Origin of the sequence: Paracrocinitomix mangrovi (genome assembly GCF_019740355.2) — a bacterium.
GTDB classification, from domain to species: Bacteria; Bacteroidota; Bacteroidia; order Flavobacteriales_D; family Crocinitomicaceae; genus Paracrocinitomix; species Paracrocinitomix mangrovi.
In genome coordinates, this window is the sequence record NZ_CP091819.1 from 1,932,382 (window position 1) to 1,946,136 (window position 13,755).

Genomic DNA, 13,755 nt, shown 5'->3' on the forward strand with positions numbered 1-13,755 from the left:
GTTGAATTGAAAGTTTATTATTCTGTAGATGAAGTTCCTGAGATCAAAAACCCTGTAATCACACTAGGGACGTTTGATGGAGTGCACTTAGGTCATCAAAAAATCATCAAATTTTTAAAGGAAAACGCCCAAAAAGTTGAGGGTGAAAGTGTTTTATTCACATTTCATCCACATCCAAGAATAGTTTTACACCCAGAGGACCATAATTTGGAATTAATTCAGGATATTGACCGAAGAATTGAAAGATTAGCTGAAGAAGGAGTTGATCATTTGATACTTCATCCTTTCACTTTGGAGTTCGCCAAACAAACTGCCACCGAATTTGTAAGAAATATTTTAGTCAACAAATTAGGCGTTCGTGTAATGACAATTGGTTACAATCATCACTTTGGTAAAAACAGAGAAGGTAACATTGATTTACTGCAAGAACTTGGAGCTGTTTACAATTTTGACGTAGTTCAAATTCCTGCTTTTGAACAGGATGAAATAAAAATTAGCTCTACAAAAATACGCAGTGCAATAAAAGAAGGCGACATTACAAAAGCCAATGCCTATTTAGGCTCTCCTTTTTGCTTTAAGGGAACAGTTAAAGACGGAGACAAGATTGGAACTACCATTGGTTTCCCTACAGCAAATATCCAGTTATTTAGTGAAACTCAGATTTTGCCAAATATTGGAGTATATGCTGTTCAGGTTAAAATTGATGGGGAAATGTATGATGGAATGATGAATATCGGATATCGTCCTACAGTTTCAAATTCAAATGAAAAAAGAATAGAAGTCAACATATTTAATTTCAATCGTAACTTATACGGCACTAAGATTGTTGTATTTGTAATTGCAAAGATTAGAGAAGAACAATCATTTAATTCAATTGAAGATTTAAAAAAACAATTACATCAAGATGAAATTAATAGTAAGCGTATTTTGGATCAGTCTACTTCTAGCCTTTAATAGCTTTGGACAGAAATACAAAATGTATGGAAGTTTGGAAGAAGCATTAACAGCTCCTGTTGATTCTGTTTACAGACTAGACCTCAGCAAAGGAAAACTAACAGAAGTTCCCAAAGAAATTTATCGATTTAAAAATTTACAGGAATTGAATTTGTCTAAAAACAAATTGACCAGCTTACCTGATGATATGAAATTTAGCGATTTAAGAATATTGGACGTAAGTCGTAATAAATTTGAAAAATTCCCTGCAGCTATTTGTCAAAATACAGCACTTCGAAATTTATTTATGGGTAAAAACGAAATTGAAAGTATTCCTGATTGTATCGGCGACTTACAAGACCTACAAGTGTTTGATATTTGGTTTAATCCTTTAGATGGTTTACCTGAAACCATGTCGAAACTTAGAAACTTAAGAAGCTTAGACCTAAGTGGAATAAATTTTACCAAGGACGAGCAATTAAAAATCACTAATCTAATTCCCTGGGTTCAAATTGAATTTGATACTGCCTGTAATTGTAATTAACCCCTGATTGAACTTAACCAAGCCTTTGCTTCATCCACAGAAGCAAATTCTTTTGTTGGATAAAGTGTACGAGTTGTTTTTCCAAATAATCTTGAGAACAGTGAGCTTTTAGTTTTGGCAACAATGGCAATTCCTTTGGTAAATGGAATCATCCTTCCTTTGTTCACATAATAATCCTCAGCCAGTTTGTCTATCTCCGGATTACCATTTAAAAGATCTGCAATAATGAATACGTCATTTCCTTGACACATGGTTAATTGTGCTTCGTCAATTTCACGTGCGTCAGTCTCTGAAATTTTTGCTCCTTCTTTGTATTTGATTAAAATGATGTCCGGATCTATTTTGATAATTGATGCTTTTGCTAACTCCATGGGTATAGTTTTAGATAATATCAGTCAATACAATCTAGGCAATTCATTTTAAAAAAATGTTAGAAATTCGATAAATGACAATTAATTTCTCAAAGAAGAAATCCAAGCCTTAGCATCTTCTGCGCTAATGAACTCTTTTTGAGGAAAAATTGCTTTTTTACTAAGGATTCTAGCTAACAAATTTGGTTTTTGATCTTTTACAACAGCCATTGCTTTGATATAAGGCATCATTTTACACTTTTTTGCAAAGTAATATTCGGCTTCCTTGTCAATCTTAGTTCCACCTGCTGTCATGTCAACAATCACAAACATATCTCCGCCTTGAGACATTGTAAGATAGGCATTGTCAATCTCTTTTGCATCATCTTCTGAGATTGCCATATGTGACTTGTAGTGTGTGATTAAAATGTCATTATCCACTTTTTCTACAGAAGCCTTTGGCAAATCAACTACATCTTTCATCTTTTGAGGTTTAGGTTTTTATACGTAGTTCGATAAAAGTAAAACATTTACTATCACGACATTATAATTGTTGATAAATTAACAATTAATTAATACAGAGTTGAGTTTCTAACTCTTTCTCAGTTAGAAAGTTAAGTGCTGCATCATTAATATGAGAGGCCAAGTAAAGCTGTTCATACTGTCCATTTGTAGGGATCAATATTGCTTTCTTATTTAGAATAAGCATCTCCATTATAGTGGTATAACCTGCTCTTGAAATTACAATTTCACTTTCCTCAATCAATTTGGACAATTCTTGTGTTGAAGGATTAACTACAACATTATTTGAATCATTTGCAAGCGGAGAAACAATTGTATATACTTCACCTGATTTTTCTAACCATTCTGATAACAGTTTTTGAAACCTACTTCTTTCGGGTTCGGGACCTGATACAATTGCCAGATATTTTCGGTGAATGACACCATTGTTCGACAAAGCAAATCTCCCAAGCCATCCAATATAACTTTTGGGTACATCTACTTGTGCATTTAATAAATCCCCACAAATAGATTTTTTTTCATTGTCAGGAATCCAACATTCATCAAAGGCTGAAATGTATTTTCTGATTTTAGATCGCACCGTTTTTCGGAAGTACGGCACCATTGGATTCAACTGATGGGTTAGTATAATATTGTAAGTTTTAGTACTGTGAAATCCGTATCTATTGTCTGAAACTATTATATCAGCCTTATGTTTATCAGCTAAATTTTGCGCAAGACTAGCCTCTCTTTTTGCTTTATTGGCCAACTTTCTGAATTGAGAAAACATTTGCAGATAAGTTGATCTTTCTGAATCTAATGTTACTTCATAACCGGGAATTAGCTCAACTTCTATATTGGAAAAATCCTTTTTAATCAATTCAATTCCCAAATGGTTGGCTGCAAATACTACTTTACAATTTTGACTTATAAATTGACGAATTAGGGGAATACATCTTGTTACATGCCCCATCCCCCAATCGAGCGGAGCTACTATAACAGTTTTATCATGTATTTCACCTGGCAACATATCAATAAATATAAAAAAAGGCTCCTACAAATGCAGGAGCCTTTCAATTATCATCTTTAATTGCTTTTATTTTTCTTTAACAATAGAAGCTTTTAAATATTCTCTATTCATTCTTGCAATGTTCTCCAAGCTAATTCCTTTAGGACATTCCACTTCACATGCTCCTGTATTTGAACAGTTACCAAACCCTTCTAAATCCATTTGATGAACCATATTTAATACACGATCTTTTGCTTCAATTTTACCTTGAGGCAACAAAGCAAATTGTGAAACTTTTGCAGAAACAAACAACATTGCAGACGCATTTTTACATGCGGCAACACAAGCACCACATCCAATACAAGTAGCTGCATCAAAAGCTTTATCAGCTTTATCTTTTTCTACCGGGATTGCATTTGCATCTTGTGTATTACCAGAAGTGTTTACTGAAATAAAACCTCCGGCATGTTGAATTCTGTCAAAAGACGATCTGTCAACTACTAAATCCTTAATCACAGGGAAAGCTTTCGCTCTAAATGGTTCTATAACAATTGTATCACCATCTTTGAACATTCTCATGTGCAACTGACAAGTAGTAACTCCTCTATCTGGTCCGTGTGGCTCACCATTAATTTGAAGCGAACACATTCCACAAATTCCCTCACGACAATCATGATCAAATGCTACAGGCTCTTTACCTTCATTGATCAATTGCTCATTCAATACATCCAACATTTCTAAGAAAGACATGTGCTCAGAAACATCAGATAATTGATAGGTTTCCATTCTACCTTTATCGCTGGCGTTTTTTTGACGCCAAACTTTCAATGTTAAATTCATTCCTTTATCAGACATATCTCTCTTATTTGTATGAACGTTGTTTTAGTTCAATGTCATTAAATTCTAATTCTTCTTTGTGCAAGTTTGAATCTGCAGGATTTCCTGTCCACTCCCATGCTGCAACATATTTGAAGTTTACGTCATCACGTTTTGCTTCACCTTGTTGTTCTCCTGATTCCTCAACAGACTCTTCTCTAAAGTGACCTCCGCATGATTCATTTCTGTGCAATGCATCTTTCGCAAACAAAATTCCTAATTCTAAGAAATCAGCTACTCTTCCTGCTTTTTCTAATTCCGGATTGTATTCATCCATTGAACCAGGAATCTTCACATCTTTCCAGAACTCGTCTTTAATTTGTTGAATTTCTACAATTGCTTCTTCTAATCCTTTTGCATTTCTAGACATCCCAACTTTATCCCACATTACTTTTCCTAATCGCTTGTGGAATGAATCAACAGATTGTGATCCTTGAATATTCATCAACTGAGTCAATCTGTCTGTAACAGCTTTTTCAGCCTCATCAAATTCAGGTGAATCTGTTGAAATTGGACCTGTTCTAATTTCGTCAGCTAAATAATCTCCAATTGTATAAGGCAATACAAAGTAACCATCAGCCAAACCTTGCATTAGAGCAGATGCTCCTAATCTATTTGCTCCGTGATCTGAGAAATTTGCTTCACCTGCTGCATAACATCCCGGGATGGTAGTCATTAAGTTGTAATCAACCCATAAACCTCCCATTGTATAGTGAACTGCAGGATAAATTTTCATTGGAGTTTCGTAAGGATTGTCATCTGTAATTTTTTGATACATCTGGAATAAGTTTCCATACTTATCTTCGATTACTCCTTTACCAAGCGCAGTAATACGATCAGGAGTAGCATTATGCTCACCTAATACATTCGCTTTTTCTTTACCATATCTTTGAATTGCAGAAGCAAAATCTAAGAAAACTGCTTCACCAGTTTGATTCACACCAAAACCTGCATCACATCTTTCTTTTGCTGCTCTGGAAGCAACGTCTCTTGGCACAAGGTTACCAAAAGCAGGATATCTTCTTTCCAAATAGTAATCTCTATCTTCTTCTTTCAAATCTTTTGGCTTAATAGCTCCAGATCTGATTTTCTCTACATCTTCCATTTTCTTAGGAACCCAAATTCTACCGTCATTTCTCAATGACTCAGACATCAAAGTCAATTTCGACTGATAATCACCTGAACGTGGAATACAAGTTGGGTGAATTTGAGTATAGCAAGGATTCGCAAAGAAAGCACCTCTTCTATGAGCTCTCCAAGCCGCAGTCACGTTAGAACCCATTGCGTTGGTTGAAAGGAAGAATACGTTTCCATAACCTCCGGTAGCCAATACAACTGCATGTGCTGAGTGTCTTTCAATAGCCCCAGTCACCAAGTTTCTAACAATAACCCCTCTTGCTTTTCCATTTACAATTACCAAATCCAACATTTCATGTCTGTTGTACATTTGGATTTTTCCTTTACCAATTTGACGGTTCATGGCAGAATAAGCACCTAACAACAACTGCTGTCCGGTTTGACCTTTGGCATAGAATGTTCTAGAAACTAATACACCTCCAAATGATCTATTATCCAATAATCCACCATAATCTCTTGCAAAAGGAACACCTTGAGCAACGCATTGGTCAATAATATTTGCAGAAACTTCGGCTAATCTATAAACGTTAGCTTCTCTTGCACGATAGTCGCCTCCTTTTACAGTATCGTAAAACAATCTGTAAACTGAGTCACCATCATTTTGATAGTTTTTTGCCGCGTTGATACCTCCTTGTGCGGCAATAGAGTGCGCTCTACGAGGAGAATCTTGAAAAGCAAATGCTTTTACTTTATACCCAAGCTCAGCTAAAGAAGCTGCAGCTGATCCACCGGCCAAACCGGTTCCCACAACTATAACATCTATCAAACGCTTATTAGCCGGGTTAACGACATTAATTTTGTTTTTGTGATTGGTCCACTTATCTTTAATTGGACCTGCTGGTATTCTTGAATCTAATACTGACATCTTGATATAGTATTAAAGTTGTGTTCCGTAATGATATAATGCGATTACAATGAACCCTAATGGTACCAATACCGCATATAAAATTCCTAATTTCTTAATAACAGGTGTGTATCTGTTGTGTCTAAATCCTACCGATTGGAATGCAGATTGGAAACCGTGCATTAAGTGAAGCGATAAGAATACAAATGCCAAGCTGTACAAACCTGTTCTGATTGGGTCTGTAAACTTGTGATGCAATTCTTCCCAATATCTGAACTCACCATTTGCAGCCAATCCTGTCATATCTCCCTCAATGAATTTAACTTTCAACTCAGGGAACCAAAAGTCATAAAAATGAAGTCCTAAAAACAACAAGATCATGATTCCGGTTATGGCCATGTTTCTAGACATCCAACTTGCATTAGCAGCTGAATTAATCTTTTGATACTTAACTGCTCTTGCTTTTCTGTTTTGCCCCTCAAGGTATAAGCCCATTGCAAGGTGAAAAATCACCCCAAATGCTAATATTGGTTGCAATACAAATTGAACAATTGGATTGGTACCCATAAAGTGAGATACCGAATTAAATGCATCCTTCGAACAAATGGACAATGAATTTATTGTCACGTGTTGAAGTAAAAAGAGAAGTAAGAAAAAGCCAGATAAGGCCATTAAGATCTTCTTCGCGATTGATGTTTTCATCTGTTAGTAATTAAATTTTTTAATCGCCAGATGGAATTCGCACGTTAATACATATCACGCCCTGGTCAAAAAGTCAGCTCGTGATCTGTTAACGGCTCATTTCATATCGACTTTGTGTAATTCAGGTTTAAAAACGTAAACAAAATTAAACTTGATTTTGTTTTGGCCTCTATAATTATTCAATCATTCATTCTGAAAAAGCCTGTTTAGAATCATTCTAAATAACTATCTTTGTATAAAGTGTTGATTTTGTTAGTATTGACATGATTTTGCGTCAAATACAATGAAAATTAAATTACGAAAGTCAAAAGCAATACCTTAAAAAGGGTATTTTTGCACTTCCGTTGGGTTATTTATAAAGAATCTAAATAAAATATTATGATCAAAGTAACAGATATGGCCAAAGATACGGCCTTACGCATGATGGCTGAGGAACAGAAGGATGGATTCTTTATTCGCGTTGGTGTTGAAGGAGGAGGATGCTCTGGTTTGATGTATCAATTGAAGTTTGATGATCAAATGAATGAAGACGATAAAGAGTTTATGGATAACGGAATCAAAGTAGTTGTTGACAAGAAAAGTGTTCTTTATCTAGTAGGAACAACATTAGATTACAGTGGAGGATTAAATGGTAAAGGTTTTGTTTTTTCAAATCCAAATGCTGCCAGAACTTGCGGTTGTGGTGAATCTTTTTCGCTTTAATAATATTTTGATACACACAAGAAATTTAAAGAATGGCTGGATATACTGAAGACGAATTAAAAGAGGAACTGAAGCAGAAAGAATATGAATTCGGTTTTACCTCCAATATTGAATCGGAAAAATTCCCTATTGGTCTAAACGAAGAGGTGATCAGAATGATTTCGGCTAAGAAAGAAGAACCTGAATGGCTTCTTGAATACCGATTAAATGCCTTTAAAATTTGGAAAGAAATGACAGAGCCGGATTGGGCTCATGTTACCTACGAAAAACCAAATTTTCAAAATATCTCTTACTTCTCAGCTCCTAAAAAGAAGTACGAGAATTGGGAGGACGTTGATCCGGAAATGAAAGCGACAATGGACAAATTGGGTATTTCATTGGATGAACAAAAAAAATTGACTGGAGTGGCAGTTGACTTTGTGATGGATTCTGTTTCTGTTGCAACTTCATTTAAAGAGAAATTAGGTGAACTTGGAGTTATCTTTTGTTCATTTAGTGAAGCCGTTAAAAATCATCCTGATTTAGTTAAGAAATATTTAGGTACGGTAGTTCCAAGTACGGATAATTTTTATGCTGCCCTCAACTCGGCCGTATTTTCAGATGGATCATTCTGTTATATCCCAAAAGGAGTGAGATGTCCAATGGAATTATCTACATATTTCAGAATTAACGAATCTGGAACAGGACAATTTGAAAGAACATTAGTAGTAGCTGATGAAGGCAGTTATTGTTCATACTTAGAAGGATGTACTGCACCTCAAAGAGACGAAAATCAATTACATGCTGCAGTTGTTGAATTAATTGCAATGGACAACGCAGAGATAAAATATTCAACTGTACAGAACTGGTATCCTGGAGATAAGGACGGAAAAGGAGGAGTATTCAACTTTGTTACCAAAAGAGGAATGTGTCATACCAACTCTAAAATATCCTGGACACAAGTAGAAACAGGATCAGCTGTTACCTGGAAATATCCTTCATGTGTTTTAAAAGGCGACAATTCAATTGGCGAATTTTATTCAGTTGCAGTTACCAATAATTATCAGCAAGCTGATACGGGAACAAAAATGATTCACCTTGGAAAAAACACCAAGAGCACAGTGATTTCAAAAGGAATATCTGCGGGTAAATCCAATAATTCATATAGAGGTTTAGTGCAAATACATGCTAAAGCAGATAACGCCAGAAACTTTACACAATGTGATAGTTTATTGATGACTGATGAATGCGGAGCGCATACTTTCCCTTACATAGAATGTAAAAACAGTACTGCCAAATTAGAACATGAGGCAACTACTTCAAAAATTGGGGAAGATCAAATTTTTTATTGTCAGCAAAGAGGACTTTCAGAAGAGAAAGCAATTAGTATGATTGTTAATGGATATTGTAAAGATGTACTTAACAAATTACCAATGGAATTTGCTGTGGAAGCGCAAAAATTGCTTGCTATTTCATTGGAAAATAGTGTTGGATAAATAGAGAGACAAGAATCTAGAGACAAGAATTTAGATTCAAGACGAGATAAGAATTAGGATAAAGTAAAAGAAATGAGTAAAACTTTGTTGAACATAAATAATCTTCATGCTTCAATTGAAGAAGAAGGAAAAGAAATTTTAAAGGGACTAAACCTTGAGGTAAAAGCAGGAGAGATTCATGCGATCATGGGGCCAAATGGTTCGGGAAAATCAACTTTAGCTTCAGTAATTGCAGGTAAAGATGGTTATGAAGTTACAGAAGGTTCAATTGAAATGGATTCTAAAGATTTATTAGAACTTGATCCTGATGAAAGAGCGAAAGAAGGTTTGTTTTTAGCATTTCAATACCCTGTTGAAATTCCGGGTGTTTCTAACATAAACTTTCTTAGAACTGCGATCAACGAAATTAGAGAATACAAAGGTGAAGAAGCCATGTCTGCCAAAGATTTTATGGCCATGGTAAAAGAACGTTCGGCTTACGTTGAACTTGATGCTAAATTGGCTTCTAGATCTGTTAATGAAGGGTTTTCTGGAGGAGAAAAGAAAAGAAACGAGATCTTTCAAATGGCCATGTTAGAACCTAAAGTTGCCATTTTAGATGAAACTGATTCAGGTTTAGACATTGATGCTTTGAGAATAGTAGCTGCCGGAGTTAATAAATTAAAAAGCCCTGACAACGCAACCATTGTTATCACGCATTACCAACGATTATTGGATTACATTGTTCCTGATTTTGTTCATGTTTTATACAATGGAAAGATCATTAAAACAGGGGATAAATCTTTGGCGCTTGAACTAGAGGAAAAAGGATATGATTGGTTAATTGAAACAGTTCAATAACATTCATCAATAAAGGAGAATACAGAGATGATAGCTGAGATATCAGAAAAAATAAGTGCATTTACACAAAACTTAACTTTAGCTGAGGATAAATTCCATAAAGACGCTTTTGTTAGACTAGGTAATCAAGACTTTCCTACTACAAAAGATGAATATTGGAAATACACGCGTTTGGCTAAACTCACCAAAAATAGTTTTGTTAAAGATGCAGATCCAGACCGACTAAATCTTACCAAATACATTATTTCTAATGACTATTTGGTTGTAGTGAATGGATTTATTCGCGAAGATCTTAGTCAGTTTAGCAAATTAGATTTTGACATAGATTTTCTTGGGGTTGATAGAATGACAGATTATACTGATTTCAACTCAAGAGTTCCAAATGATGTTTTCACCAATATCAATTCGGCATATCTAGAGAAGGTAACGAACATTAGGATTGGAGAAAATAAAATCAATGAAGGACCTCTTCAAATTATTTATGTAAGTCGTGGTAAAGATGTAATTGCCAATAACAGACTTTACATTCACGCGGGAAAATCTTCACAATCTGAGATCATATTAACTTTTGTTAGCCTTGATGCTGAAAATTGCTTTACCAATCAAATTACAGAAGTAATGGTGGAGGAAAATGCACATTTAACTATCAACAAACTACAAGTTGAGGAAAATACAAATTTTCATATTTCAACTGAACAGATATTCCAGCATCAAAATTCGAACTTTAAAATCAATACCATCACTTTAAGTGGATTATTGGTTAGAAACAATATCAACATTCAAGTAGCGGGCGAAAACTGCGAAACTCACATGAATGGAGCGGTGATAACTAAAGATAGTCAACACATAGACAATCATACATTTGTTGATCATCAAGTACCAAATTGTTTTTCTAATGAAAACTATAAGTATGTATTAGGAGATCAATCTACCGGAGTTTTCAATGGTAGAGTTATTGTTAGAAAAGACGCTCAAAAAATCAATGCATACCAAAATAATGGTAACATCCTTTTATCTGAAAAGGCTACTATCAATTCAAAACCTGAATTGGAAATTTATGCAGATGACGTAAAATGTTCACATGGTTCTACAACCGGACAATTAGATGAACAAGCTGTATTTTATCTACAAAGTAGAGGGATTTCAAAACCTACTGCAAAAAGAATGTTAGTTCAGGCTTTTATAGGAGAAGTATTAGAAGCCGTAGAAAATGATAAATTTATCGAACTAGTTGACCAAAAATTGGAAGACGTTCACAACTGGAAAATGTAAAGCCAGATATTATACTTAGCTATGGATATTAAAAAAGTATTTGAGAACAACGAAAAGTGGATCCAGGATAAACTAAGTGTAGATGCTAATTATTTTACTGAACTAGCTAAAGGTCAAAACCCCAATTTGCTATATATAGGATGTGCTGACAGTAGAGTTACTGCAGAAGAGTTAATGGGATGTGAACCAGGTGAAGCATTTGTACATAGAAATGTGGCAAACATGGTTGTAAGTACTGACCTAAATTGCCAATCTGTAATAGAATATGCCGTAAAATATCTTGAAGTAAAAGATATAGTAGTTTGTGGTCATTATGGTTGCGGTGGTGTGCAAGCAGCTATGCAATCCTCAGATATGGGTTTACTTAATCCCTGGTTGAGAAATATAAGAGATGTATACAGAATGCATGCAATTGAACTTGGTAAAATCATTGATGATAATGCCAGATACAAAAGACTTGTAGAGTTAAATGTTCAAGAACAATGCATCAACGTAATTAAAACGGCTGTAGTTCAAAACGCTCACCGTACAAGAGGTATCACTGTTCACGGTTGGGTATTTGATCTAGAATCAGGAAAATTGATTGATTTAAAGATCGATTTTAATGATATTCTTTCAAAAATTATGGAGATTTATCGTCTGGAACAAGACTAGTTAATCTTCATGAAATACTTATCATTTTTACTATTTCTACTTTCAATTTTCAGCTGTAATTCAGGCACTGAGAACTATTCCCATCCAGAAAGTCAACACGATTCAATTCCCGGAATGGTTTACGTCCCTGCCGGAACATACATGATGGGAGGTAAAACAGCACAAGCGAATGCAGATGAATTACCTCAACATGAAGTACATGTGGATGAATTTTACATGGATGAATCAGAAGTTACCAATGCTCAATTTCAGGCATTTGTTGAAGCTACCAATTACATCACTACTGCTGAAAAAAACATTGACTGGGATAAAATGAAACTGGACCTACCTGAAGGAACACCCAAACCTGTGGACAGTCTTTTAGTAGCAGGATCACTTGTATTTACTCCACCAACAACATCAGTGGACTTAAACAACCCAAGTTTATGGTGGAAATGGACAATTGGCGCCAACTGGAAACATCCTCAAGGACCGGAAAGCAACATAGAAGGAAAAATGGATCATCCTGTAGTTCATATTTCAAGAGAAGATGCCTTGGCCTATGCTAAATGGGCGGGAAAACGACTCCCAACAGAAGCAGAATGGGAATGGGCCGCAATGGGAGGTATTGAAAATGCTATTTATCCATGGGGAAATGAACCAGCAATTAATGCCAGTAATAAAGCAAACTTTTGGCAAGGTCAGTTCCCTTACTTAAATGAAGAATTGGATGGATATTACCTTACTGCTCCAGTTAAACAATATGAACCTAATGGCTATGGTTTGTATGACATGGCAGGAAATGTTTGGGAATGGTGCAATGACAAATACCATTACAACTATTATGAGCAAATAGCATCCAATAAATCTGATAATCCTTTAGGACCCAATCATTGTTTTGATCCTGCTGAACCGGGAGCTGATAAATACGTTATGAGGGGTGGTTCGTTTTTATGTAATGATAGCTACTGTAGCGGATATAGAGTATCAAGAAGGATGAAATCTACCGGTGAAACCGGTTTATCACATACCGGATTCAGATGTGCAAAAGATGTCAACTAAGCTATGATTAATGTTCTTTGCCCGTACTCTATCACTTTGTCAGTGGTAGTTTTCAAACAAAGCGTATCTACAACTATCTCTTCATTGTTTAGCAATTGTTCTGCATGTCTATAGATATCTTCATCCAATAATCGTGGAGAGTAAGTATTAATGATAATAAAACCATTTTTTGCTCTCAGCTTTAAGGCAAGTGACATTAACTCTTCAAACTTATCTTCTAGTTTCCAACGTTCTTTTTTAGCTCCGATTCCAAAAGCCGGTGGATCCATTACAATCCCCTTATATTGGTTTCCTCTTTTAACTTCTCTATTTGCAAATTTTAATGCATCTTCCAACACCCAATGAATATTGTCCAAATTGGAAAGCTCCATATTTTCTCTTCCCCAACTAATAATCTGCTTTACTGAATCACAATGAAAAACATCTGCCCCCTTTTCTCTTGCCACTAGAGAAGCGGCTCCTGTATAACCAAACAAATTTAAAAACCTGTCTTCTGATTGAAGGTTTTGTGAAATGTAATCCCAGTTTGCTTGTTGTTCAGGAAATAAACCCAAATGTTTAAACTTGGTTAGATGCAATTGAAATTTTAAGTCTTTATAGGAAACAACCCAACTTTTGCTGGCATTAGGATTTAATTGTTTCCACTCTCCTTTGGTATTTGACTCCTCTATAAATTCAAAATCTGCTTGTTGATACCAATCTGAATAAGGAGTAACCGATTTAAAATAGGCATTTCTATCTGGCCTAATGGTAATGATTTTACCCCAACGCTCAAGCTTCTTACTTCCTCCGGCGTCCAACAATTCATAATCTTTCCAATGACTAGAAAACAGTTTTGACATGAGGACAAAGGTAATTGTTTAACAGAATTTGAA

Annotated in this window: 15 protein-coding genes; 8 read left to right on the forward strand and 7 right to left on the reverse strand. The window is 35.2% G+C overall.

Going from position 1 to position 13,755, the window contains the following annotated elements; translation table 11 throughout:
* Positions 1-6: 6 nt before the first annotated feature.
* Positions 7-954 carry a bifunctional riboflavin kinase/FAD synthetase gene (locus K6119_RS08690; protein ID WP_221838316.1) on the forward strand — a complete coding sequence of 316 codons (948 nt, stop codon included), beginning with the start codon at positions 7-9 and terminating at the stop codon, positions 952-954.
* Positions 905-1,477, forward strand: coding sequence for a leucine-rich repeat domain-containing protein (locus tag K6119_RS08695; RefSeq protein WP_221838318.1), 573 nt, complete (start codon positions 905-907; stop codon positions 1,475-1,477). Before K6119_RS08690 ends, K6119_RS08695 begins: the two co-directional genes overlap by 50 nt.
* Here the strand turns inward: K6119_RS08695 and K6119_RS08700 are convergent.
* The 6 genes from K6119_RS08700 to K6119_RS08725 all read right to left on the reverse strand — a co-directional run bounded on the left by K6119_RS08700 (position 1,474) and on the right by K6119_RS08725 (position 6,896).
* Positions 1,474-1,848 (reverse strand): DUF7793 family protein, encoded by a 375-nt coding sequence (locus K6119_RS08700; protein ID WP_221838320.1) that lies wholly within the window; start codon positions 1,846-1,848, stop codon positions 1,474-1,476. The genes K6119_RS08695 and K6119_RS08700 overlap by 4 nt on opposite strands.
* Positions 1,849-1,929: 81 nt before the next feature.
* The gene (locus tag K6119_RS08705) at positions 1,930-2,310 is read right to left on the reverse strand and encodes a DUF7793 family protein (protein ID WP_221838321.1); all 381 of its coding nucleotides are present in this window, start codon (positions 2,308-2,310) and stop codon (positions 1,930-1,932) included.
* Between the two features lie 85 nt (positions 2,311-2,395).
* On the reverse strand, positions 2,396-3,358 hold the full coding sequence (locus K6119_RS08710; protein WP_221838322.1) for a glycosyltransferase: 963 nt from the start codon (positions 3,356-3,358) through the stop codon (positions 2,396-2,398).
* A 66-nt stretch (positions 3,359-3,424) separates the two neighbouring features.
* The gene (locus tag K6119_RS08715; protein ID WP_221838719.1) at positions 3,425-4,177 is read right to left on the reverse strand and encodes a succinate dehydrogenase/fumarate reductase iron-sulfur subunit; all 753 of its coding nucleotides are present in this window, start codon (positions 4,175-4,177) and stop codon (positions 3,425-3,427) included.
* 22 nt (positions 4,178-4,199) lie between these two features.
* Positions 4,200-6,215 (reverse strand): fumarate reductase/succinate dehydrogenase flavoprotein subunit, encoded by a 2,016-nt coding sequence (locus K6119_RS08720; protein WP_221838323.1) that lies wholly within the window; start codon positions 6,213-6,215, stop codon positions 4,200-4,202.
* A gap of 12 nt (positions 6,216-6,227) precedes the next feature.
* The gene (locus K6119_RS08725; protein WP_221838325.1) at positions 6,228-6,896 is read right to left on the reverse strand and encodes a succinate dehydrogenase cytochrome b subunit; all 669 of its coding nucleotides are present in this window, start codon (positions 6,894-6,896) and stop codon (positions 6,228-6,230) included.
* 378 nt (positions 6,897-7,274) lie between these two features.
* On the opposite strand from K6119_RS08725, the gene K6119_RS08730 reads away from it, so the two are divergent.
* The 6 genes from K6119_RS08730 to K6119_RS08755 all read left to right on the forward strand — a co-directional run bounded on the left by K6119_RS08730 (position 7,275) and on the right by K6119_RS08755 (position 12,880).
* Positions 7,275-7,598 carry a HesB/IscA family protein gene (locus K6119_RS08730; protein ID WP_221838326.1) on the forward strand — a complete coding sequence of 108 codons (324 nt, stop codon included), beginning with the start codon at positions 7,275-7,277 and terminating at the stop codon, positions 7,596-7,598.
* A gap of 32 nt (positions 7,599-7,630) precedes the next feature.
* On the forward strand, positions 7,631-9,073 hold the full coding sequence (gene sufB / locus K6119_RS08735) for a Fe-S cluster assembly protein SufB (RefSeq protein WP_221838327.1): 1,443 nt from the start codon (positions 7,631-7,633) through the stop codon (positions 9,071-9,073).
* A gap of 84 nt (positions 9,074-9,157) precedes the next feature.
* Positions 9,158-9,913, forward strand: a complete 756-nt coding sequence (sufC, locus tag K6119_RS08740; protein WP_221838721.1) for a Fe-S cluster assembly ATPase SufC — start codon at positions 9,158-9,160, stop codon at positions 9,911-9,913.
* Between the two features lie 27 nt (positions 9,914-9,940).
* The gene (sufD, locus tag K6119_RS08745) at positions 9,941-11,185 is read left to right on the forward strand and encodes a Fe-S cluster assembly protein SufD (protein WP_221838328.1); all 1,245 of its coding nucleotides are present in this window, start codon (positions 9,941-9,943) and stop codon (positions 11,183-11,185) included.
* Positions 11,186-11,206: 21 nt separating this feature from the next.
* Positions 11,207-11,839 (forward strand): carbonic anhydrase, encoded by a 633-nt coding sequence (locus tag K6119_RS08750; RefSeq protein ID WP_221838329.1) that lies wholly within the window; start codon positions 11,207-11,209, stop codon positions 11,837-11,839.
* A 9-nt stretch (positions 11,840-11,848) separates the two neighbouring features.
* Positions 11,849-12,880 (forward strand): formylglycine-generating enzyme family protein, encoded by a 1,032-nt coding sequence (locus tag K6119_RS08755; protein WP_221838330.1) that lies wholly within the window; start codon positions 11,849-11,851, stop codon positions 12,878-12,880.
* On the opposite strand, the gene K6119_RS08760 is transcribed toward K6119_RS08755, so the two are convergent.
* Positions 12,877-13,722, reverse strand: a complete 846-nt coding sequence (locus tag K6119_RS08760) for a class I SAM-dependent methyltransferase (RefSeq protein WP_221838331.1) — start codon at positions 13,720-13,722, stop codon at positions 12,877-12,879. The genes K6119_RS08755 and K6119_RS08760 overlap by 4 nt on opposite strands.
* Positions 13,723-13,755 lie beyond the last annotated feature (33 nt).

Coding starts and splice junctions, on each gene's coding strand:
- K6119_RS08695 (WP_221838318.1), top strand. CDS start 905: ATGAAATTAATAGTAAGCGTATTTTGGATCAGTCTACTTCTAGCCTTT.
- K6119_RS08700 (WP_221838320.1), bottom strand. CDS start 1,848: ATGGAGTTAGCAAAAGCATCAATTATCAAAATAGATCCGGACATCATT.
- K6119_RS08705 (WP_221838321.1), bottom strand. CDS start 2,310: ATGAAAGATGTAGTTGATTTGCCAAAGGCTTCTGTAGAAAAAGTGGAT.
- K6119_RS08710 (WP_221838322.1), bottom strand. CDS start 3,358: ATGTTGCCAGGTGAAATACATGATAAAACTGTTATAGTAGCTCCGCTC.
- K6119_RS08715 (WP_221838719.1), bottom strand. CDS start 4,177: ATGAATTTAACATTGAAAGTTTGGCGTCAAAAAAACGCCAGCGATAAA.
- K6119_RS08720 (WP_221838323.1), bottom strand. CDS start 6,215: ATGTCAGTATTAGATTCAAGAATACCAGCAGGTCCAATTAAAGATAAG.
- K6119_RS08725 (WP_221838325.1), bottom strand. CDS start 6,896: ATGAAAACATCAATCGCGAAGAAGATCTTAATGGCCTTATCTGGCTTT.
- K6119_RS08730 (WP_221838326.1), top strand. CDS start 7,275: ATGATCAAAGTAACAGATATGGCCAAAGATACGGCCTTACGCATGATG.
- sufB (WP_221838327.1), top strand. CDS start 7,631: ATGGCTGGATATACTGAAGACGAATTAAAAGAGGAACTGAAGCAGAAA.
- sufD (WP_221838328.1), top strand. CDS start 9,941: ATGATAGCTGAGATATCAGAAAAAATAAGTGCATTTACACAAAACTTA.
- K6119_RS08750 (WP_221838329.1), top strand. CDS start 11,207: ATGGATATTAAAAAAGTATTTGAGAACAACGAAAAGTGGATCCAGGAT.
- K6119_RS08755 (WP_221838330.1), top strand. CDS start 11,849: ATGAAATACTTATCATTTTTACTATTTCTACTTTCAATTTTCAGCTGT.
- K6119_RS08760 (WP_221838331.1), bottom strand. CDS start 13,722: ATGTCAAAACTGTTTTCTAGTCATTGGAAAGATTATGAATTGTTGGAC.